The sequence below is a fragment of the Micromonospora sp. M71_S20 genome (genome assembly GCF_003664255.1).
GTDB lineage: Bacteria > Actinomycetota > Actinomycetes > Mycobacteriales > Micromonosporaceae > Micromonospora.
On sequence record NZ_RCCV01000001.1, the window covers coordinates 2,252,277 to 2,272,219 of the forward strand.

Below are 19,943 nucleotides of genomic sequence, written 5' to 3' on the forward strand. Positions count from 1 at the left end.
GGCTCAGGCCGGCCAGGCGCCGGTGGTGAGGAAGCGCTCGACGGTCGCCAGGTGCGGGGTCGGGTCCAGTCCCTGGGCGGCCAGCCAGTCGTCGGAGTAGTAGGTGTCGACGTAACGGTCGCCCGCGTCGCAGATCAGGGTGACCACCGAGCCGGTGCGGCCCTCGGCGAGCAGCTCCGCGATCAGCCCGAAGGCGCCCCACAGGTTGGTGCCCGTCGAGCCGCCCACCCGGCGGCCGAGCACCGCCGAGCCGGCGCGCATGGCGGCCAGCGATGCGGCGTCGGGCACCTGGACCATCCGGTCCACCACCGACGGCACGAACGACGCCTCCACGGTCGGCCGGCCGATCCCCTCGATGCGGGAGCCCCGCCCGGTGCGCACCGACCAGTCGGCGGCCTGCCAGGCGGGATAGAACGCGGAGTTCTCCGGGTCGACCACGCACAACTTGGTGGGCAGCCGCTGGTAGCGGGCGTACCGGCCGATGGTGGCGCTGGTGCCGCCCGTGCCGGCGCCCACCACGACCCACGCCGGCACCGGGTGCCGCTCCAGGGCGAGCTGCGCGTAGATCGACTCGGCGATGTTGTTGTTGCCCCGCCAGTCGGTGGCCCGCTCGGCGTAGGTGAACTGGTCCATGAAGTGCCCGCCGGAGTCCTCCGCCAGCCAGCGCGCCTCCACGACCACCTTGGCCGGGTCGTCGACGAGGTGGCAGCGGCCGCCCTGGAACTCGATCTGGGCGATCTTCTCCGGCGAGGTGGACGCGGGCATCACCGCGATGAACGGCAGCCCCAGCATCCGCGCGAAGTACGCCTCGGAGACCGCCGTCGAGCCGGAGGACGCCTCCACGATCGTGGTCTCCGGGCCGATCCAGCCGTTGCACAGCCCGTAGAGGAAGAGCGAGCGGGCCAGCCGGTGCTTCAGCGAGCCGGTCGGGTGCACCGACTCGTCCTTGAGGTAGAGGTCGATCCCCCACGACCGGGGCAGCGGGAACGGCAGCAGGTGAGTGTCGGCGGAGCGGTTGGCGTCCGCCTCGACGGCGGCGATCGCCTCGGTCACCCAGCGCCGGCTGGCCTCGTCGCACCGGTCGATGTGAGTCACTCTCGAAACCTAGCAAGCCGGCTCACCGCGGATCGGCTCCGGTCCGGCGGCGCTGGCGGCGCTGACCGGCCCTGCCGGCCGCGAGGATCAGCGGGGCGAGCCGCACGGCGGCGCCGGGCAGCGCGTCGAGGAGCCGGACCTGCGCGCCGCGCCAGCGGGGGACGCTGACCACCGGGCGGGGCCGCCGGGCCAGTCGCGCGGCCCGCCGGGCCACCCGCTCGGGGGTCAGCAGCGTCCCGGTGAAGGAGGCCGCGGCGCCCGGGTCGTCGAGCCGGTCGTGCAGCATCGGCGTCCAGATCCCGTCCGGGCACAGGCACGACACGTGTACGCGCCGATGCCCGGCCAGCCGCAGGTCGGCGAGGGTGCCGATGCTGAACGCGACGAGGGCGTGCTTGCTGGCCGCGTAGACGGTCTCGCCGGGCGCGGCCACCAGGCCGGCCAGCGACACGACGTTGACCACGTGCCCGTGCCCCTGTTCCCGCATGACGGCCAGCGCGGCGAGGGTGCCGTTCATCGCGCCGAGGGCGTTGACCTCCATCACCCGGCGGCGGGTCGGCGCGTCGTGCTCCCAGGAGGGGCCGGTGACGAGGATCCCGGCGTTGTTCACCCAGAGGCCGAGCCCGCCCCGGCCGGCGGCCTCGGCGGCGACGGCGGCGCAGGCGTCCTCGTCGCGTACGTCCAGCCGGCGCGACCAGCCGCCCAGCGGGGCGGCGGCACGGGCCACCGCCTGGTCGTCGTGGTCGGTGAGGAGCACCGGCCAGCCGTCGGCGTGCAGCGCGGCGGCGATGGCGCGGCCGAGGCCGCCGGCCGCGCCGGTGACCACCGCCGTCCCGCGGGCTGGCTTCGTCATCGGCGCACGCTATCGCCGCCCGGCGACGGTGCGCCAGAGCCGGCCGGACGCGGGCTCTCCGGCGACCGCGCACCAGCGCCGGCCGGACGTGCTGTCCAGGGGCCGAGGGCCGGAGGTGGCGGGATGCGGCTGTCGGGGCGGTCGAGGGCCGGCGGGCGGCGGGTCAGGCGGCGGGCGGCACCGGGGCCTGTGGCCGGTTCTCCCACTTCGTGGACAGGGCGATGCCGGTCCGGGTGGAGGCGACCCCCGGGGTCCGGTTCAGCCGCACGATGAGCCGCTCCAGCTCGGCGATGGTGCCCACCCGGGCCTTGAGCATGAACGACTCGACGCCGGCCATGAAGTAGCAGGATTCGATCTCGGGCATCTGCCGGAACGCCTCCAGCACGTCGTCGGTGTCGCCGCCGGAGTCCTCGACGATGCCGATGAGCGCGGTGACGGCGAAACCGATCGCCTCGGGGTCCACCTCCGCCCGGTAGGCCCGGATCACGCCGCTGGACTCCAGCTTGCCGACCCGCTCGTGCACGGCGGGCGCGGAGAGGCCGACCTGCCGGGCCAGCTCGGCGTAGGACAGGCGGGCGTTGCCGCGTAGCAGCTCCACGAGGCTCAGGTCGATGGCGTCCACGGACTGTGACCCTAGCGGTCGGGGCGTAACGTCGGGCATCCGGCGCGCGTTGGACATGACAGGGTGTAGTCGTTCGCAAACTCGCAGTCAAGGGAGCCGCACGCAGGTAATATTTCCTAACTTCCCACTCAGTGCGTTTTTCGCGTTTGGCGGACAGGCCAGGTCGCTGGTGCTGTAATTGCCATACGTCCCTCATGACGGCTCTGGGCTCGCACCGGCCGGGGGCAGTGTGTTCAGCCGGGGGCTTCGTCGACGCGAGGAGGGGGCTGTGGACACTGGAGATCGCCTGCTGACACCGGGTGAAGTTGCCGCGCTGTTTCGGGTTGACCCGAAGACTGTGACGCGATGGGCAGCGGCGGGCCGGATAGGCAGCATCCGGACTCCAGGCGGGCATCGCCGGTTTCGGGAATCCGAGGTGCGGGCCCTGCTTGAGGGGGAGGGCATGTTGGACGAGGCGGAAGACGTCGGCAAACCGCGTAACGCGGGGCCGGCCGCCTCGACCGGGCCGGGCCCGGCCAACGCCGGAATGTATTGAATGGTGCGGATCGTCACGCGGGCCGGACGCAAGCTCCGGTCCGCGTCCCGGTGAGCCGGGCCCGGGTCACTCCCGCGCCACGCCCAGCTCACCCGACCAACGACGGAACAGCGTGTGCGGTACGCCGAGGGCGTCCAGCACCTTGCCGGCCACGAAGTCGACGAGCTGCGGGGCGGAGGCCGCCGCCCCCGCGCCGTAGAAGCCGGGGCTGGCCGGCAACACGACCGCTCCGGCGTCGTGCAGCGCGATCAGGTGCTCCAGGTGGCTGCGGGTCACCGGCGTCTCCCGGGGCACCACCACCACCGGCCGGCGCTCCTTGAGGTTGACCTCGGCGGCCCGCTGCAACAGGTCCTTGGAGAGCCCGATCGCGATGCCGGCGCAGGCCGCCGTGCTCGCCGGGACCACCGCCATCCCGCGTACCCGGTACGAGCCGCTGCTCGGGCCGGCGGCCAGGTCGCCGGCGGGCCAGTGCCGCACGTCGGCCCCCGCGAGGTCGCGGCCCAGCCAGGCGGCGAGGTCCTCGGTCCAGTGTGCGTCCCGGAACGGGCGCCCGGTCTCGTCGAGGACGGTCAGCCGGGCGGCCCGGGAGACGATCAGGTCCACCGCCTCGCCGGCGTCGAGCAACGCCCGCACGACGGCCGCCGCGTACGGCGTGCCGGACGCCCCGGAGACTCCGACCACCCATGGTTCGCGCATGCCCTCCAGCCTGCCTGGTCGCCCCGTCCCGGCGCCGGGCACCCCCGCCCGGAGCGTCCGTGATGTCCCGCTCGGGCGTCGGTTGTGCCCCGACGGGCGCGATGTCGGGTCGGGAGCGCGCCCATCCCGACGGCCTGACATGCTGCCGGTGGCAATTCCCACGCGTAGCGGGATCGCACCCGGGAGGAATCGGTGATGACCGGCGAGGTCCTGCGGTCGCTACGGTCCGAGTGCCCCATCCCGCCCCGGCTCTCGCCGTACGCCGACCGGGTGCAGGAGTGGCTGGTCGGCGACCTGCTGCCGGGCCTCGGCCCGGCGGCTGACGACGGGGCGCCACAACGGCTGGCGCACGCCGGCGTCGCCCGGTACGCCGGCCGGCTCTACCCCGGCGCCGCCGAGGCCGACCTGCGGGCGCTGACGGCGCTGTTCACCTGGTTCTTCCTGGTCGACGACGCGTGTGACCGGCCGGGCCGGCTCGGCCCCGACCAGATCCGGGCGCTGCGCGCCGGCGCGCTCACGCTGCTGCACGCCGGTCCCCGGCTCCGGCACGCCGGCCTGACCGGGCCGCTGAGGCGGCTGCTGGTGCGCGGGTGGCGGGAGCCGCGCCGGCGGATGCCGGCCCGCTGGCGGGTGCGCTTCGCCGAGGCCGTCGCCGACCATCTCGACGGCACCTGGCGGGAGGCGGTGAACAAGGCGGCCGGCCGCCGTCCCGGCGTCGCCGAGTACGTCGCGCTGCGGCGCGCCACCTCCGCCGCGTACGTGTCGTATCCGCTGGTGGAGTTCGTCACCGGCCGCCCGCTGCCCGACCCGGTCCACCACCACCCGCTGCTGCGGGAGATCGCCGACACCGGCAACGACCTGCTCTCCTGGTACAACGACCTCGCCTCGCTGGAACGCGACGAGGCCACCTCCGGCGGGCACAACCTGGTGCTCGCGACGGCGGCCGAGCGGCGGGTGCCGGTGGAGACCGCGGTCGGCCTGACGGCCGAGCGCTGGCGGGCGTCGATGCGGCGCTTCGTCGAGCTGCGCGCCGCGGTGCCGTCGTTCGGCCCGGCGCTGGACCGGGCGGTCGCCGACCACCTCGACGGGGTGGCGAACGCCGTCCGGGCCACCGTCGACTGGACCCTGGAGAGCACCCGCTACGGCGGCGGGGGAGGGCGCCTCGTCGACGCCTCCGCCAGCGGAGGGACCCCCTCCTGACTCGGTCAGGCGCGCAGGCCGAGGCGGACGACCAGGTCGAGCAGGGCGAAGACGAACAGCGCGATGCCGACGAAGCCGTTGGCGGTGAAGAAGGCCCGGTTGACCTTGCTCAGGTCGGTCGGGCTGACCACCAGGTGCTGGTAGCCGAAGGCGAGGGCGGTCAGCCCCAGCCCGATCCACCAGAGCCAGCCGAAGCCGACCAGCGCCCCGAACCAGAGGAACAGCGCGAACGTCACCACGTGCGCCACGGTGGAGGCGTGCAGCGCGAACCGCAGCCCGTAGCGGGCCGGCACGCTGTGCACGCCGATCTGCCGGTCCACCTCGGCGTCCTGGCAGGCGTAGATGAGGTCGAAGCCGCCGATCCAGAGGCCGACGGCCACGCCGAGCAGCCACGCCGGCCAGGAGCCGTCGAGGGTGCCGGTGACGCCCAGCCAGGCGCCGACCGGGCCGACGGCCTGGGCGACGGCCAGGATCGCGTGCGGCCAGTTGGTGAACCGCTTGCCGTACGGGTAGACGACCAGCGGCACCACCGCGAGCGGCGCGAGCACCAGGCAGAGCGGGTTGAGCAGGGCGGCGGCGGCGAGGAAGACCACGAGCGCGACGGCCGCGCCGGTCCAGGCCGTCCGCACGCTGACCGCCCCGGTGACCAGTTCCCGGCCGGCGGTACGCGGGTTCCGCGCGTCGATCCGGCGGTCCAGGATCCGGTTCGCGGCCATCGCGAACGTCCGCGCGCCGACCATCGCCACGGTGATCAGCAGCAGGTCCAGCCACCGGACCCGCCCCCCGTCGACCTGCATGGCGGTGAGCGCCGACAGGTACGCGAACGGCAGCGCGAACACGGAGTGCTCGATCGCCACCAGCTTTAGGAAGGACTTCACCCGGCCCGGCCGCTGCGCCGGTTCGACGGCGGTGGCCATCAGATGCCGTACTCCTTCCAGCGCTTGTCGACCAGGGAGACGACCTCGGGGGCCATCCGCATCTCCTCCGGCCAGCCCCGGGTGTAGCCCTCCTCGGGCAGCTTGCGGGTCGCGTCGACGCCCGCCTTGCCGCCCCAGAACTGCTGGTAGGAGGCGTGGTCCAGGTGGTCCACCGGGCCCTCGGTGAGCAGCAGGTCCCGGGCGTAGTCGACGTTGCCGAAGGCGCGGAAGGCGACCTCGTTGTAGTCGTGCACGTCGCAGTCCTCGTCGACGATCACGATCAGCTTGGTCAGCGACATCATGTGCGCGCCCCAGATCGCGTTCATCACCTTCTGGGCGTGCTTCGGGTAGCGCTTGCGGATCGACACGATCGCGCAGTTGTGGAAGACCCCGGCGGCCGGCAGGTCGTAGTCGACGATGTCCGGGATCAGGAAGCGCAGCAGCGGCGCGAAGATCCGCTCGGTGGCCTTGCCGAGGCCGTGGTCCTCCTGCGGGGGCTGCGACGTGACGATCGAGTGGTAGACCGGGTCGCGCTGCGTGGTCATGCACTCGATGTGCATCACCGGGAAGGGCTCCACCGGCGTGTAGAAGCCGGTGTGGTCGCCGAACGGGCCCTCCGGGAGCCGCTCACCCGGCTCGATGTAGCCCTCCAGGACGATCTGCGCGTGCGCCGGCACCTGCAGCGGGACCGTCAGGCAGTCCACCATCTCGACCCGCTCCCCACGCAGGTACCCGGCGAACAGGTATTCGTCGATGTCGGCGGGAAGTGGCGCGCTGGCCGAGTAGGCGACCGCCGGGTCGGTACCGATGGCGATCGCCACCGGCAGCCGCTGCCCGAGCCGCTCGGCGACCGCGTGGTGCGCCGTGGAGTTCTTGTGGATCTGCCAGTGCATGCCGATGCTGTTCCGCGAGTGCTGCTGCAACCGGTACAGCCCCAGGTTGCGCTTGCCCGTCTCCGGGTGCTTCGTGTGGGTCAGCCCGAAGTTGTGGAAGATCCCGCCGTCACCCGGCCAGACCTGCAACCCCGGCAGCCGGTCCAGGTCGACGTCGTCGCCCCGGTAGACCACCTGCTGGCAGGGGGCGGTCCTGACCTTCTTGGGCGGCATCGACGTGAGCTGCCTGACCTTGCCGAGGCCGTCCATCATCCCGGAGAGGCCCACCGGCAGCTCCGGCTTGAGCATGTTGCCGATCCGCTCGCCGATCTCGTCCAGCGACTCGACGCCGAGCGCCATCGCCATCCGCTTCTCGGTGCCGAAGAGGTTGATCGCCACCGGCATCTCGCCCCGGGTGGGTCGCTCGAAGAGCAGCGCCGGGCCGCCCGCGCGGACCGTCCGGGTGACGATCTCGCTGATCTCCAGGGTGGGATCGACCGGGGCGCTCACCCGCCGCAACTCGCCCGCGCGCTCCAGCGCCGCGAGGAAGTCCTTGAGATCGGTGTACGGGAAGCCACGAGCCGCCATGCCTGCCAGTCTCCCGCACCGACCTGGGCGGCGACCACGCCGGGTGGTGTGACACCGACGATCACCGGTCGGGCGGCGCGGGAACGGCCCGGTCGCTTCGGCCGGCGGAGGGCCGGGCCATCGATCACCGGCGCTCCGACGGGCCGGACCGGACGGCCGGTGATCACTAGGATCGGGTCCGCCGATCGGACCGGTCGTGATGCCCACCGTGGCCTTCCGGACCGGCCTCACCCACGAAGGAGATCGATGAGATCTGTGCGTGTCCCGCACAGCAGGATCCTGCGCGCCCTGACCGTGCTGGCCGTGGTCGCGGCGGCAACCGGCACGGCGGCGGGTCCGGCTGCGGCGGAGACCGACGCCGGCCAGGTCAGCGGCTGGTTCAACGACCTCACCGTCGGCGCGGCCGGCGCGCCCGGCCGGACGGCGCGGCTGGAGCTGAGCAGCACCGGCGCGACGGCCCCCCGGGTCACCGTCGACCTGACCGGTCTCGCCGGCGTCGCCACGGCCAGCTTCCCCGACTGGTGTGTCACCGAGGGCACCTCGGTCACCTGCCCGATGCCGCCGGGGGCGACCCCGGACGAGTACGGCACCGTCAACGGCACGGTGCCGGTGGTGTTCCGCGCCGCGCCCGGCGCCGTCGACGGCGCGACCGGCACGCTGGACTACACGGTGCGGGCCGACGGACTGGAGCCGTACACCCATCAGGCGACCGTCAGCGTGCGCTCCGGTCCCGACCTGCTCGACCTGGTCGACGAGCGCGTCCAGGGCGTGGACGTCGGCGACGTCCACGCCCTGCCGGTGGCCGTGGTCAACGCCGGTGACCAGCCGGCCGGGGATCTCCGGCTGACCCTCCGCTTTCCGGTGGGTCTGCAACCCGCCAGCTACCGGAACTGCCGGTACGGCACCGACGCCGTGCTCGCCACGGTGGTGGTCTGCACCGTGCGGGGCACCTTCGCGCCCGGGATCCGGCACGAGTTGCGCAACGGCCTCGCCACCACGGTCGGTCCGGCCGCCCTGGGCGACAAGCGCATCACCCAGTTCGTGGAGCCGCTGGCCACCGCGGGGCCGTTGCCCGACGGCGTGCGGCTGACCCGTCGGGAGGCCGACCGCGCGCTCCGGCTGCGGCCGGTCGGCGAGCCGCTCGATCCGATCGTCACCGGCGACGCCTACGGCAGCACCTACCTGCCCGGCATCCACGGCGCCTTCGACGTCGTCGCCGTGGCCGCCACCGTCACCGGTGCCGTCGGTGACACCCTCCGGGTGGACGTGGGGATCCGCAACGACGGTCCGGGCGTGCCGGACAACACCGTCTCCGGCGGCAACACCAGCGCGATGATCTTCACCCCACCGGCCGGAGTGACCGTGCTGGCCACCCCGCCCGGCTGCGGGCCGACCCAGGACGGCGAGGGCAGCGCTCCGACGGCCTGGGTCTGCTGGCAGGGGACCGTGTTCCCCGCCGGGCAGAGCTTCACGATTCCGTTCGACCTGCGGATCGACGGGCCGACGGGCGCCCCCGGCGAGGTGCGGGTATTCCACAACTACCCGCGTCCGGACGACGATCCGACCAACGACGCCGCCCCGGTCACCCTCGGCTGACCGGACCCCCGCGCCCGCCCTGGACCGGGGCGGGGCCGACGAGGAAGGCCGGCCACGGGCGTACCGTGGCCGGCCTTCGCGCCCCGGCCGCCGGGTGCGGGTCCGAGATCGACCCAGGACAGGTTCGTCAGCGGGCGGTCGGCTCCCACGCGTACGCGGCCACGGGCGGGTCGAGCGGGGCGCCGGTGAGCCGGTTGGCCAGGGTGGAGATGGTGTACGTACCGACACCGAGCACCACGTCCAGGGCGTGCCGGCGCTGGTAGCCGGCCGCCAGGAAGGCCTTGATCCCGTCCTCGGGAACCGCGCCCCGGTGGTCGAGCACGGCGAGGGTGAAGCGGCGCAGGGCCTCCAGCCGGTCGTCGGGCAGGGGCGTGCCGGCGCGCAGCGCGCCGATCAGCCCGGGCGTCGCGCCGTGCCGGGTGAGTGCGGCCGTGTGCATGGCGACGCAGAGGTGGCACTCGTTGCGGGTGGCGACCGTCATGACGACGACCTCCCGCTCGACGGGGTCGAGGGCGCACTTCTCGAAGATGCCGTTGACGGTGAGGAACCCGGTGAGCAGTTCCGGGGACTCGGCCATCAGGCCGACCGCGGCGGGCAGGTGTCCGAGCCGGCGGCGTACGCCCTCGATGACCGGCCGTGCGGCGGCGGGTGCGGTGTCGGCGGTGTGCGCGGTGAACGGGGGCACGGAAAACCTGCTCTCGGGGTCGGAGACGGCCGGCGCGGCCCGACCGGCGACGCGCCGTAGGTGGACGTAGAATCGTCAACGTGGTTGTCGAAATAGTAAACGAGGTTGTCGAACGTGGCAACGGCTGAACCCGACCGGCCCGGCTTCCTGCTGCCCCTGCTGCTGCTGGCCGGCTTCCGTACGCTCATCGACGACCTGCACGCGGAGCTGGCCCGGCAGGGACACCCGGAGCTGCGGCCGCTGCACGGCTTCGTCCTCCAGGCCGTCGGCGCCGAGGGCACCACCGCCACCGAGCTGGGCCAGCGGCTCGGCGTCTCCAAGCAGGCAGCCGGCAAGACGGTCGACCGGCTGGTCGCCCTCGGCTATCTGGAGCGCGCCGACGACCCGCGCGACGCGCGGCGCAAGCTGGTCCGGGCGACCCCGCACGGCCTGGACGGCCTGCGCCGCTCGGCGGCCGTCTTCGACCAGCTCCGGCAGCGGTGGGCCGCCACCCTCGGCCCCGACCGGGTCGCCGCCCTGGAGGACGACCTGCGCGCGGTCACCCCGGCCAACCCGTTCCGCCTCGACGTGCCCGGCTGGTTCGGCGGCTGACCACCGCACCGTCGCCCGCGCTCGCTGGGCAACGGGGCCCGGGAGCGGCGGTGGACGAGCGCCCGGCGGGGTCGGCAGCAGCACGGCCGCCCGTCGTCAAGACCCCCGGTCGCCGTCGCCCGAACGGTCGAAGCCCGAACGGCGCGCCCCGCACGGCCCCGCGGACCGGCCCGGACCACCCGTCGACAGCCGCCTCTCCCGGGTCGCCCGAGCCCGTCATAGGCCTTTCGGCCACCTGCTAACACACCGCGTGCGAACGCGGCCAGCACCGTCCATGCGCAAATTGCCGGACGTTCAGTCGGGCCGCGCCGGACCCACCCGGGGGCGTACATCTTCCGACATTGCCCGCAGACAATTCCAATGGTTCCGTCACCACCATCCGAAACTGTTTCCATCGAAAAAGATGGGGGTGACGGTTGGCGATGGCCACCTTTCATCAGGACCACCAGCACGTGCACCAGCAGTTCAACGCCGATCACATCGATCTGCGGAACAGCACATTCGAACGCCTCCCCGACAACGTCGCCCCGGCGGAGGTCGTCCGTCGCCTGGAGGCCATCCTGCGGGAGGTGGAACGGGCCGCCAGCAGCGGCGCCCTCGACCAGCGCGCCGGCCGCTCCGTCGCCGACGACCTGCACGCCGCCACCCGCAGCCTGACCCGCGACGACCAGGCGGAAGCCTCGCGGCGGCTGCGGAAGGCCATCGAGGCGTTGCAGGCGGCGGCACCGCTCGCGGCGATCGGCGGGGCGATGGCGACCATCTGGAACACGTTGGGCGGGGGATCCTGATGACCACCTTCGACCAGCGGCACCAGCGGGTCTTCGGCGCCCAGATCAACGCCGACGCCGTGCACATCAACCCCTCCGACGGCCCGGAGGAGCTGATGAGCTACGGGCGGCGGGCCGTCGCCGAACGGCTGTACAAGAGGGCGGCCGAGTACTTCACGGAGGCGATCGCCAAGGGTGCCCCCGGCTCCGACCCGCACTACTACCTGGCTCTCGCACTCCTCGGCGGCCGACGCCCCAGCCGGATGGGTCGGGAGGCTCAGCAGGTGATGGCCCGGGTGGAGGAGCACCTGGGCAGGGCGCTCCAGGTCGATCCCGCCGCGGCGCACGTCCGTGCGCTCTGGGTCGCCGTCAAGCGCGACCACTACGCCGACCGCCACGACCCGGGCCCGTCCGTCGCCGACCTCGAGGCCGGAGCCGGCGACATCGATCCGGTGCACGCGGCCGAGATCGCCCCCTTCCTCGGCAACCGCGAGAACCGGCTGTGGAAGGCCACCGTCGCCGTGGCGCAGGCCGGCATCGAGGAACGCAAACCGAACGTACGCAAGTACTTCGTCCGCACCCCCGTGCCGCCCGTGACCGGTGGCCCGCAGGCCATGATGGTCGCCGGCGGCATCGGGTTGGCCGTCGCGCTCATCCTCATGATCGCGTCGTTGTCGGAGTCCGGTTACCTCTGCCTCGCGGTGCTCGTGGGTGCGGGCGGCATCGTCCTGCTGGTCAAGGGGTTCAGCCAGTACAACGCGCTCACGTCGAAGTACGAGCGCGACCTCGCGGCGGCCGAGCCGAAGCCGAGCGACGAGCAGATGGACATGTGGCTGCACTTCGACAAGTTCGGAGTTCTCGACCACGCCCTGCGGCACCTCGACCGGGAACTGGACGACCTGATCTGCGAGCCGCAACTCGTCATCGGCCCCGCCTCGCCCACCGAACAGGCCGTGGGAAAGGACGGCATCCGACGGTTCTCGCGGTACAAGTTCGTCATCCTGCTCCTCGGACAGACCCGCATCTCGGTCTTCTCCTGCGAGTGGGACTTCGTCAAGTGCATCGTGTCGAACGCCGACGCCTTCGACTTCCGCTACAAGGACATCACCGGCCTGCGGACGCGGCAGCTGCACGAGGCGCCGCAGGGCGGCCGACTGGTCATCACCGATGACCACGGCAAGGAGATGGAGGTCCGGTTCGCCAAGGTCTTCGAAATGATCATCGCCGGTACGGACCGGATCGCGGTGACCATCGACGTACAGGCGCAGAACGCCGGCGCCGGGTTGCAGCCGACGGGGGCCACCGCCACCGAACGGCTCGTCCGGCGGCAGTTGGACGACGCGGCCTGACCGGTGACCCGGTGACCTGCGGTGGGTGGCCCGGCAAGGCCGCCCACCGCACGCGTCGACGCGGCCGTCATCCGCCCGCCGTGGGCCGTCTCCGGATCAGCGGGACAGCGGCGGGCGCACGTGCGGTCCGGGTCACCCGCAGGTGATCAGTCCAGACCCCCGTAGGAGTGCAGTCCCTCGAAGAAGATGTTCACGCCGAACAGGTTCATCAGCATCGTGAGGAAGCCGACGACGGCGAGCCAGGTCGCCACGTTCCGCTTCACGCTCGGGGTGGCCCGGGCGTGCAGGTAGCCGGCGTAGATCACCCAGGAGATGAACGACCAGGTCTCCTTCGGGTCCCAGCCCCACGGCCGCCCCCAGGCCGCCTCGGCCCAGATCGCCCCGGCGATCACCGCGAAGGTGAAGACCGGGAACGCGAAGGCGTGCAGCACGAAGGTCAGCCGCTCCAGCGCCGCCGCCGCCGGCAGCCGCTTCGCCAGCGTGTACGGGAAGCTCCGCCGGCCCTGCTCGTAGCCGGCGCGCATCAGGAACGCCACCGCCGGCACCGCGCCCAGCAGGAAGATGCCGGAGGCGAAGACGATCGTCGAGACGTGGATGACGAACCAGTACGAGTTGAGCGCCGGCACCAGCGGCACGATCGGGGTGTAGAGCACCAGCTCGGCGGTCGCCACCAGCAGCACCATCACCAGCGACAGGAACAGCCCGAGGCGGCGCAGCTGCGGCCGCTTCCAGAGCACCACCAGCCAGCCGGCGACACCGATCCAGGTGCCCGTGAGCACGAACTCGTACATGTTGCCCCAGGGCATCCGGTCGGCGGCGAGACCGCGCGTGACCAGCGCCCCCAGGTGCAGCAGCGCCCCGAGCGCGGTGGCCGCGACGGCGGCCAGGCCCGCCAGCCGGGCGCGCCGGGCGGTGCGCTCGGCCGCCGACGCCCCGCTCGCGACAGGTGCGTCCGGGGTGCCGCCCCCGGCCGCGCCGACACCGGCGCCGACCAGCTCACGGGCGGGCGCCGCGGCCACCCGGGCGCGGGCGTTGCCGAGCGCGTACTCGACGGCGTGGCTGATCATCGCGATCAGGTACGCCAGGATCGCGAACGACACCAACTGGTCGGAGAGTGCGGACATCACTCGGCTCCTTCTCGCGCTCCGGCCCGGTCGCCGCCGTCGCGGTCGACACCGGCCTCCTCGTCCGACCGCCCGTCGCCGCCGATGGCGGCCACGAGCTGCGCGAACTCGTCGGCGAACCCGGGATGGTCGGTGCGCGGCAGGCCACCGGCCTCGACCAAACTACTACCGCTCGTCGGAGATCCACTCGTGGGGTCGGCGGCACCGGCCGGCAGCACCCGGAAGAAGACCCGGCGGCGCCGCCCGAACAGCGAACCCATCAGCCCGACCAGCAGGACGGCGGAGCTGACCAGCAGCAGCGTCGAGCCGGGGTCGTACCGGACCGACAGCGTGATGTACGGCACGGTGCCCAGGAACTCGACAGTGGTGCCGTCGTCCAGCTGCCAGGTCTCGCCCTTGCGGAGCAGCTTCGTGCCGACCTCCTTGACCTTGCCGGCCCGCACCTGCCGCTGGTCCAACTCGTAGACCGAGCCGGGGATGCCGGCGTCCATGCCCAGGTTGCCCCGGTACGCGACGAGGTTCAGCGCGGGGTTCCGCTCGGTCGGGTACTCGGAGCGGGCGAACGGCGCGGCGGCCGGTGCGGTCGGCAGGTAGAGGCCGGAGAAGGCCATCTGGAGGTTCTCGCCCCGCTCGCCCGTCGCGGGGTCGACGTTGATGTCCGGGAAGGCCGCCAGCCCCTCGCTGGTCAGCCCCACGTCGCCCGTGGTCAGGAACGGGAAGTTGCTGGTCTGGCTCTTGCCGAACCGGTCCGTGTAGCGGATCACCGGGGCGTAGCCGTGGCCCAGCAGGTAGACGTTCGCGCCGTCGAGGCGCAGTGGGGAGTTGACCGAGAAGTTGGCCCGCCGCCGCTCCCCGTTCGCCTCGTCGACGGTCACCTCGGCGTCGAAGAACTCCGGCTGGCCGGACTCCAGAAACCGGGCGTGGAAGTCATCGAGTTGGATGCAGAAGCCCGGCAGGTCGGCGCTGTCGACGCGAGGGCCGAGCTTGCTCTCGGCGTACTGCTGGCGGGTGTTGCAGAACGCGTTGTCCGCGCCGGCCACCAGCAGCTTGTTGCCGCTCCAGCCGTACCAGGAGCCGAGCGCGACGCCGACCAGCACGAGCACCAACGAGCTGTGGAAGAGCAGGTTGCCGGTCTCCTTGAGGTAGCCCTTCTCCGCGGAGACCTCGTCGCCGCGCACCACCACCCGCCAGCGCCGCCGGCGCAGCGCCGCCGCGATCGCCGCCGCGCCCCCCTCGGGCGCGGGCAGGACGGCGTGCTGCGGCAGCCGGTCCAGCCGCTTCGGCGCGGCCGGCGGCTTCGACCGCAGCGCCCGTACGTGGTCGCGCAGCCGGGGCGTGATGCAGCCGATCAGCGAGGTGAAGAGCAGCAGGTAGATCGCGGAGAACCAGACCGAGCCGAACGCCTCGAAGGCCCCGACCCGGTCCAGCACCGGAGCCAGGTCGGGGTGCGCGGTGAAGTAGTCCCGCACGTCCTCCGGGTTGACCCCGCGCTGCGGCAGCACGGAGCCGGGGATGGCGGCCACCGCGAGCAGGAAGAGCAGCACCAGGGCCGTACGCATGCTGGTGAGCTGCCGCCACGAGTTGCGCAGCAGGGCCAGCAGGCGGTTGGGCCGGCGCCGGGGCGCCTCGGCCGGCGGTGCGGGCCGCTCGTCGACGGCGGTCATCAGATGCTCACCTCGCCCACCCCGACGGTGGTCTGCAACCAGATCACGAAGTTCGCCCAGCCGCCGGTGACCAGCGCGAGGCCGATCAGGATCAGCAGCGCCCCGCCCACCCGGGTGACCCAGCGGCTGTTGCGCCGGACCGCCCGGAACACGCCCAGCAGCCGCTCGAAGCCCAGCCCGAAGACGACGAACGGAATCCCCAACCCGAGGCAGTACGCCAGGGCGAGCACCACGGCCCGGTCGGTCTGCCCGCCGACGGTGGCCATGCCCATCACCGCGCCGAGGGTCGGGCCGGCGCACGGCACCCAACTGAGCGCGAAGACCGCGCCGAAGACCGGCGCGCCGAGCAGCCCGGCGGCGGGCAGCCGCTGGAAACGGAACTCCCGCTGCAACCCGGGGACCAGTCCCACGTAGCTCAGCCCGAGCACGACGATCAGCGCGCCGATGACGATCTCCAGCGTCCGCTCGTACTCGAAGAAGACCCGGCCGACGCCGGCGAAGAGGATCGCGGTGGCGGTGAAGACGGCGGTGAAGCCGGCGATGAACAGCAGCGTGCCGGCGAGCACCCGGCCCTTGACCGCGACCTTCGGCGCCCCGGTGCGCTCGCGCACCGCCACCCCGCCGCCGTTCTCCCCGCTCGCGGCGCTGTCGGCGCCGGACAGGGGCCCGTCCGTCGGCGGCTGGCCCTTCCGCACTCGCGGACGCCGGGTTTCAAGGTCCGCGCCGGCGAGGCCGGTGACGTACGACAGGTAGCCCGGCACCAGCGGGAGCACGCACGGGGAGAGGAAGCTGACCAGCCCCGCGAGCGCCGCCGCGCCGATGGCGAGCAGCAGCGGACCCGACTGGGCGAGCTCGGAGAACGTCTCGCCCATCAGCGGGAACCGTTGGGTGCCGGCTGCTCGGCGGCGATCCGCTCGACGATGGGCTGGAGGCCCTCCTGCTTCACCGCCGCCCGGATCACGACGGCGATCCGGCCGTCCCGGTCCAGCACCACGGTGGCGGGGATGGTGTTCGGCGGGATGTCCAGGGCGAGCGCCAGCCGGCTCGGCGGGTCGAAGAGGCTCGGGTAGGTGACCTTGAAGCTCTCCTCGAAGGCGAGCGCCTTGTCCCGCTGGTCCTGGATGTTGATGCCCAGGAAGGTCACCCCGGAGCCCTTCGTGGCCTGGTACGTGTTCTCCAGGTCGTCCGCCTCCGCCCGGCACGGCGCGCACCACGAGCCCCAGAAGTTGACCACCACGACCTGGCCGCGGTCCCTCGCCACGTCGTGGCTGCCGCCGGTGAGCAGCTCACCGGCGAGCTTCGGGGCGGCCGAACGCTGGTCGGGGGCGCACTCGATGATGCCGTCCCGGTTGTCGCACGCCTTCTCGCCGTCGTGCGACGAGCAGCCGGCCAGCGCCACCGTCGCGACGGCGGCGAGCAGACCCGCGGTCCACCTCCGGGCGTTCATCAGGCTCCCTTGGCCGTCCTGGCGGTCGGCGACATCGCGATCAGGTGGGCGGCCGGCTCGGAGTAGCCGATGCCGACCACCTTGGCGCCGTCGAAGTGGAAGGAGGTGAGGCTGGCCAGCCCGCACTGACGCTTGCGCGGGTCGTGCCAGAGCCGCTTGCGCTCGACGTAGCGGCGCAGCGTCCAGATCGGCAGTTGGTGGGAGACCAGCACGGCCTCGCGCCCCTCGGCGGCCACCCGGGCGGCGTGCAGGGCGCCGAACATCCGCTCCGCGATGGCGCGGTAGGCCTCGCCCCAGGACGGGGTGACCGGGTCCCGCAGCACCCACCAGTTGCGCGGGTCGCGGAACGAGCCGTCGCCGGGCGAGACCTTCTTGCCCTCGAACCAGTTGGCGCTCTCGATGAGCCGCTCGTCCACGCCGACCGGCAGCCCGAACTGCGCGGCGATCGGCTCGGCCGTCTGCTGGGCGCGCTCCAGCGGGCTGGCCACCACGTGCACGACCTCCCGCTCGGCCAGCCCCTGCGCGGCGGCCTTGGCCATCTGCACGCCGAGCTCGGAGAGCCGGAAGCCCGGCAGCCGGCCGTAGAGGATGCCGTCCGGGTTGTGCACCTCGCCGTGCCGCAGCACGTGGACCACCGTCTTGCTCACCGCTGCGCCCCCTTCGTTCGCGACTGCGGGGCTCGCAGACCCGGCTCACTCCTCGCGCTCACCGCTACGCCCTTCGTTCGCGACTGCGGGGCTCGCAGACCCGGCTCACTCCTCGCGCTCACCGCTACCCTCCGTGACCTGCCGCTGCCGCCGCGTTGGCCGCCACCGGCAGTACGGCGGCGATCTGCTCCAGAGCGGCGTCGTCCAGCGCCGCAGACACGAACCACGCCTCGAACGCGCTCGGCGGCAGGTAGACGCCGCCGGCGAGCATCGCGTGGAAGAACGCCTTGAACGCCGGCACCTGCTGGGTGCGGGCGCTGTCGTAGTCGACCACGTCGGCGTCGGTGAAGAAGACCGAGAACATGTTTCCCGCGTACGACAGCCGGTGCGGGACCCCGGCGGCGGCGAGCGCGTCGGCGGCGAGCCTGCCCACGACGGCGGCCGTGTCGTCCAGCTTGCGGTAGAGCGCGTCGTCGGCCAGCCGCAGGGTGGCCAGGCCGGCGGCGCAGGCCAGCGGGTTACCGGAGAGGGTGCCGGCCTGGTAGACCGGGCCGGCGGGGGCCAGTCGCTCCATGATCTCCGCACGCCCGCCGAACGCCGCGGCCGGCAGGCCACCCCCCATGACCTTGCCGTACGTCCACAGGTCGGCGTCGGAGGGGTCGAGGCCGTGCCATCCGGCGCGGGAGACCCGGAACCCGGTCATCACCTCGTCGACGATGAGCAGCGCGCCGTGCGCGTGCGCGATCCGGGCGAGCTGGGAGTTGAAGCCGTCGCGCGGGGCGACCACGCCCATGTTGCCGGCGGCGGCCTCGGTGATGATCGCGGCGATGTGCTGCCCCTCGGCGGCGAACGCCTGCTCCACGGCGGCGACGTCGTTGTACGGCAGCACGATCGTGTCACCCGCCGCCGCACCGGTCACCCCCGGCGAATCGGGCAGGCCGAGGGTCGCCACCCCCGAGCCGGCGGCGGCCAGCAGGCCGTCGGAGTGCCCGTGGTAGCAGCCGGAGAACTTCACGATCCGGGGGCGGCCGGTGAAGCCGCGCGCCAGCCGGATCGCCGACATGGTGGCCTCGGTGCCGGAGTTGACCAGCCGGACCTGCTCGACCGGGGTGCGGTCGACGATCTCGGCGGCCAGCTCGACCTCGCCCGGGGTGGGGGTGCCGAAGCTCGTGCCCCGGGTCGCGGCCGACCTGATCGCGTCCACGACCTCCGGGTGCGCGTGGCCGAGGATCAGCGGGCCCCAGGAGGAGACCAGGTCCACGTAGCGCCGGTCGTCGGCGTCGTAGAGCCAGGGCCCCTCCCCCCGGACCATGAAGCGCGGCGTGCCGCCGACGGCACGGAACGCGCGCACGGGGGAGTTCACCCCGCCGGGCACGATGGCCTTGGCGCGGTCGAACAGGGCCTCGGAGGCCGGTGCGTCGGCCGGGTAGCGGCCGGATCCGGCGGGAAACATATCGGTCACGATGCCGCCATTGTGTCAGCGTCGGGCGGCGAATCGGCAGGCACCCCGCACGGGGGTTACCAGGCTCACCCGGGCCGGCCCTCACCGCCGTCCCGGCGGCGTCGCTCCCGCCGTGCGGGGTGTACCCGTTCCCGACCCTCCCGGAGCACGTCCGGTCCCGGCCTTGCGGGACGTACCCGTTGCCTGCCGTGCGGAGCGTTGCCGCTCCCCTTCGATGCGGGGCGTACCCGCTCCCGACCGTGCGGACTGTGCCCGTCCCTGGCCGCGCGGACTGTGCCCGTCCCTGGCCGCGCGGAGTGTGCCCGTCCCTGGCCGTGCGGCGTGTGGCCGTCCCTGGCCGTGCGGCGTGTGCCCGCTCCCGACCGCGCGGACTGTGCCCGTCTCCAGCCGTGCGGCGTGTGCCCGTCCCTGGCCATGCGGGCTGATCCGGTTCGGGTCCTGCCGTGCGGGGGCGGGCTGCCGTCGCCCTGGCGCGGGGGCGCTTCCGTGCTCGGGAGCGTGGTCGTCGCGTTCGGTTGGTTTGGTCGCCACCCGCTCGACGGGCCGGGTGGTCCGGATCGCGCTAGGCTGACCCGGTGGATCGTGCCGAACTGTCCATCACGCTACACCGGACGGGCGACGAAGCTGTGCTTCGCCTGGCCGGTGAGATCGACATGCTCACGGCCGCCCAGTTGTCGACCGTCGTCAACGAGGTCCTCGCCGATCCGCCACCGCGCATCGTGCTCGACCTCGGCGGGGTCACCTTCTGCGACTCCCAGGGCCTGGGCACCCTCGTCGTACTCAGCCGCAAGGCCAGCCACGCGCAGAGCCTGCTGATCCTGACCAACGTCGGCGACTTCCTGCTCCGCGTCCTGGACATCACCGGCCTGCGTAGCGCCCTGATGATCCGCAACGACCAGACCACGGGCTGACTCCCCGCCCAACCCACGCGTCGACTCCCCCGCCCACTCCACGCGCGGACTCCCCGCCCAGACGACGGGTTGAGGCGATCTTGGCGGGAAACGGCCCCTCCAGGGGCCGCCAGCTACCAAGATCTCGCTGCGCACGCCGACACCCCCGCCCGGCGTGTCCACACGCCCCGCCCACCCGGAGTCGATCATGACGTTGGCCCGGACAATCCGACCATTTCCCCCGGCCAACCTCATGATCAACGGGCGAGGGCGAGGGGCGAGGCCGGGAGCCGAGTCCGGTCCCGGGTGCGGGCCGGACCGGCCTGCGGGCAGGGCCGGGAGCCCG

20 protein-coding genes are annotated in these 19,943 nt (G+C 73.1%); 7 read left to right on the forward strand and 13 right to left on the reverse strand.

The annotated features are described in order from the left end of the window. Positions 1 to 3 precede the first annotated feature (3 nt). The 3 genes from DER29_RS10135 to DER29_RS10145 all read right to left on the reverse strand — a co-directional run bounded on the left by DER29_RS10135 (position 4) and on the right by DER29_RS10145 (position 2,567). Positions 4 to 1,095 carry a PLP-dependent cysteine synthase family protein gene (locus DER29_RS10135; protein ID WP_121397118.1) on the reverse strand — a complete coding sequence of 364 codons (1,092 nt, stop codon included), beginning with the start codon at positions 1,093 to 1,095 and terminating at the stop codon, positions 4 to 6. Positions 1,096 to 1,117: 22 nt separating this feature from the next. Then, positions 1,118 to 1,945 carry an SDR family oxidoreductase gene (locus tag DER29_RS10140; RefSeq protein ID WP_121397119.1) on the reverse strand — a complete coding sequence of 276 codons (828 nt, stop codon included), beginning with the start codon at positions 1,943 to 1,945 and terminating at the stop codon, positions 1,118 to 1,120. Between the two features lie 163 nt (positions 1,946 to 2,108). After that, entirely contained in the window at positions 2,109 to 2,567 is a 459-nt protein-coding gene (locus DER29_RS10145; protein WP_101413732.1) for an Lrp/AsnC family transcriptional regulator, read from the reverse strand. 268 nt (positions 2,568 to 2,835) lie between these two features. Here DER29_RS10145 and DER29_RS10150 point away from each other — a divergent pair, with 268 nt between their 5' ends. Then, entirely contained in the window at positions 2,836 to 3,102 is a 267-nt protein-coding gene (locus DER29_RS10150) for a BldC family transcriptional regulator (protein WP_089002465.1), read from the forward strand. Positions 3,103 to 3,168: 66 nt separating this feature from the next. On the opposite strand, the gene DER29_RS10155 is transcribed toward DER29_RS10150, so the two are convergent. Continuing rightward, positions 3,169 to 3,798, reverse strand: a complete 630-nt coding sequence (locus DER29_RS10155) for a UbiX family flavin prenyltransferase (RefSeq protein WP_121397120.1) — start codon at positions 3,796 to 3,798, stop codon at positions 3,169 to 3,171. A gap of 195 nt (positions 3,799 to 3,993) precedes the next feature. Here DER29_RS10155 and DER29_RS10160 point away from each other — a divergent pair, with 195 nt between their 5' ends. Continuing rightward, positions 3,994 to 4,998, forward strand: coding sequence for a terpene synthase (locus DER29_RS10160; protein WP_121397121.1), 1,005 nt, complete (start codon positions 3,994 to 3,996; stop codon positions 4,996 to 4,998). Positions 4,999 to 5,003: 5 nt separating this feature from the next. Here the strand turns inward: DER29_RS10160 and mqnP are convergent, their stop codons facing one another. Beyond that, positions 5,004 to 5,915 (reverse strand): menaquinone biosynthesis prenyltransferase MqnP, encoded by a 912-nt coding sequence (gene mqnP / locus DER29_RS10165; RefSeq protein ID WP_121397122.1) that lies wholly within the window; start codon positions 5,913 to 5,915, stop codon positions 5,004 to 5,006. Beyond that, entirely contained in the window at positions 5,915 to 7,375 is a 1,461-nt protein-coding gene (locus DER29_RS10170; RefSeq protein ID WP_121397123.1) for a menaquinone biosynthesis decarboxylase, read from the reverse strand. Before DER29_RS10170 ends, mqnP begins: the two co-directional genes overlap by 1 nt. Before the next feature lie 246 nt (positions 7,376 to 7,621). Between DER29_RS10170 and DER29_RS10175 the strand changes: the two genes are divergently transcribed. Then, entirely contained in the window at positions 7,622 to 8,971 is a 1,350-nt protein-coding gene (locus tag DER29_RS10175; RefSeq protein ID WP_148710000.1) for a hypothetical protein, read from the forward strand. Between the two features lie 127 nt (positions 8,972 to 9,098). Here the strand turns inward: DER29_RS10175 and DER29_RS10180 are convergent, their stop codons facing one another. After that, on the reverse strand, positions 9,099 to 9,656 hold the full coding sequence (locus DER29_RS10180) for a carboxymuconolactone decarboxylase family protein (protein WP_121397125.1): 558 nt from the start codon (positions 9,654 to 9,656) through the stop codon (positions 9,099 to 9,101). Positions 9,657 to 9,770: 114 nt separating this feature from the next. On the opposite strand from DER29_RS10180, the gene DER29_RS10185 reads away from it, so the two are divergent. From DER29_RS10185 to DER29_RS10195, 3 genes are all read left to right on the forward strand, one after another. After that, a complete protein-coding gene (locus tag DER29_RS10185) occupies positions 9,771 to 10,247 on the forward strand; it encodes a MarR family winged helix-turn-helix transcriptional regulator (RefSeq protein WP_121397126.1) in 477 nt (158 codons plus the stop codon). Positions 10,248 to 10,669: 422 nt separating this feature from the next. After that, positions 10,670 to 11,035 (forward strand): hypothetical protein, encoded by a 366-nt coding sequence (locus DER29_RS10190; RefSeq protein WP_121397127.1) that lies wholly within the window; start codon positions 10,670 to 10,672, stop codon positions 11,033 to 11,035. After that, positions 11,035 to 12,363 carry a hypothetical protein gene (locus DER29_RS10195; RefSeq protein WP_121397128.1) on the forward strand — a complete coding sequence of 443 codons (1,329 nt, stop codon included), beginning with the start codon at positions 11,035 to 11,037 and terminating at the stop codon, positions 12,361 to 12,363. The genes DER29_RS10190 and DER29_RS10195 overlap by 1 nt, the downstream gene beginning before the upstream one ends. A 146-nt stretch (positions 12,364 to 12,509) precedes the next feature. Here the strand turns inward: DER29_RS10195 and ccsB are convergent, their stop codons facing one another. The 6 genes from ccsB to hemL all read right to left on the reverse strand — a co-directional run bounded on the left by ccsB (position 12,510) and on the right by hemL (position 18,707). Continuing rightward, positions 12,510 to 13,487 carry a c-type cytochrome biogenesis protein CcsB gene (ccsB, locus tag DER29_RS10200; RefSeq protein WP_121397129.1) on the reverse strand — a complete coding sequence of 326 codons (978 nt, stop codon included), beginning with the start codon at positions 13,485 to 13,487 and terminating at the stop codon, positions 12,510 to 12,512. Continuing rightward, on the reverse strand, positions 13,487 to 15,151 hold the full coding sequence (locus DER29_RS10205) for a cytochrome c biogenesis protein ResB (protein WP_121397130.1): 1,665 nt from the start codon (positions 15,149 to 15,151) through the stop codon (positions 13,487 to 13,489). Before DER29_RS10205 ends, ccsB begins: the two co-directional genes overlap by 1 nt. Continuing rightward, positions 15,151 to 16,023, reverse strand: a complete 873-nt coding sequence (locus tag DER29_RS10210; protein WP_121397131.1) for a cytochrome c biogenesis CcdA family protein — start codon at positions 16,021 to 16,023, stop codon at positions 15,151 to 15,153. Before DER29_RS10210 ends, DER29_RS10205 begins: the two co-directional genes overlap by 1 nt. Beyond that, positions 16,023 to 16,598: a TlpA disulfide reductase family protein gene (locus DER29_RS10215; protein WP_121397132.1), complete on the reverse strand. Its 576-nt coding sequence runs from the start codon at positions 16,596 to 16,598 to the stop codon at positions 16,023 to 16,025. The genes DER29_RS10210 and DER29_RS10215 overlap by 1 nt, the downstream gene beginning before the upstream one ends. Further along, a complete protein-coding gene (locus tag DER29_RS10220) occupies positions 16,598 to 17,245 on the reverse strand; it encodes a histidine phosphatase family protein (RefSeq protein WP_121397133.1) in 648 nt (215 codons plus the stop codon). Before DER29_RS10220 ends, DER29_RS10215 begins: the two co-directional genes overlap by 1 nt. A gap of 124 nt (positions 17,246 to 17,369) precedes the next feature. Beyond that, positions 17,370 to 18,707 (reverse strand): glutamate-1-semialdehyde 2,1-aminomutase, encoded by a 1,338-nt coding sequence (hemL, locus tag DER29_RS10225; protein WP_121397134.1) that lies wholly within the window; start codon positions 18,705 to 18,707, stop codon positions 17,370 to 17,372. 575 nt (positions 18,708 to 19,282) lie between these two features. Here hemL and DER29_RS10230 point away from each other — a divergent pair. Further along, positions 19,283 to 19,618, forward strand: coding sequence for an STAS domain-containing protein (locus DER29_RS10230; protein ID WP_121397135.1), 336 nt, complete (start codon positions 19,283 to 19,285; stop codon positions 19,616 to 19,618). Positions 19,619 to 19,943 lie beyond the last annotated feature (325 nt).

What these genes read in the sequence shown, in the direction of transcription:
- DER29_RS10140 (WP_121397119.1), bottom strand. Translation starts at nt 1,945, where the DNA reads ATGACGAAGCCAGCCCGCGGGACGGCGGTGGTCACCGGCGCGGCCGGC.
- DER29_RS10155 (WP_121397120.1), bottom strand. Translation starts at nt 3,798, where the DNA reads ATGCGCGAACCATGGGTGGTCGGAGTCTCCGGGGCGTCCGGCACGCCG.
- DER29_RS10160 (WP_121397121.1), top strand. Translation starts at nt 3,994, where the DNA reads ATGACCGGCGAGGTCCTGCGGTCGCTACGGTCCGAGTGCCCCATCCCG.
- mqnP (WP_121397122.1), bottom strand. Translation starts at nt 5,915, where the DNA reads ATGGCCACCGCCGTCGAACCGGCGCAGCGGCCGGGCCGGGTGAAGTCC.
- DER29_RS10170 (WP_121397123.1), bottom strand. Translation starts at nt 7,375, where the DNA reads ATGGCGGCTCGTGGCTTCCCGTACACCGATCTCAAGGACTTCCTCGCG.
- DER29_RS10175 (WP_148710000.1), top strand. Translation starts at nt 7,622, where the DNA reads ATGAGATCTGTGCGTGTCCCGCACAGCAGGATCCTGCGCGCCCTGACC.
- DER29_RS10190 (WP_121397127.1), top strand. Translation starts at nt 10,670, where the DNA reads ATGGCCACCTTTCATCAGGACCACCAGCACGTGCACCAGCAGTTCAAC.
- DER29_RS10195 (WP_121397128.1), top strand. Translation starts at nt 11,035, where the DNA reads ATGACCACCTTCGACCAGCGGCACCAGCGGGTCTTCGGCGCCCAGATC.
- ccsB (WP_121397129.1), bottom strand. Translation starts at nt 13,487, where the DNA reads ATGTCCGCACTCTCCGACCAGTTGGTGTCGTTCGCGATCCTGGCGTAC.
- DER29_RS10205 (WP_121397130.1), bottom strand. Translation starts at nt 15,151, where the DNA reads ATGACCGCCGTCGACGAGCGGCCCGCACCGCCGGCCGAGGCGCCCCGG.
- DER29_RS10210 (WP_121397131.1), bottom strand. Translation starts at nt 16,023, where the DNA reads ATGGGCGAGACGTTCTCCGAGCTCGCCCAGTCGGGTCCGCTGCTGCTC.
- DER29_RS10215 (WP_121397132.1), bottom strand. Translation starts at nt 16,598, where the DNA reads ATGAACGCCCGGAGGTGGACCGCGGGTCTGCTCGCCGCCGTCGCGACG.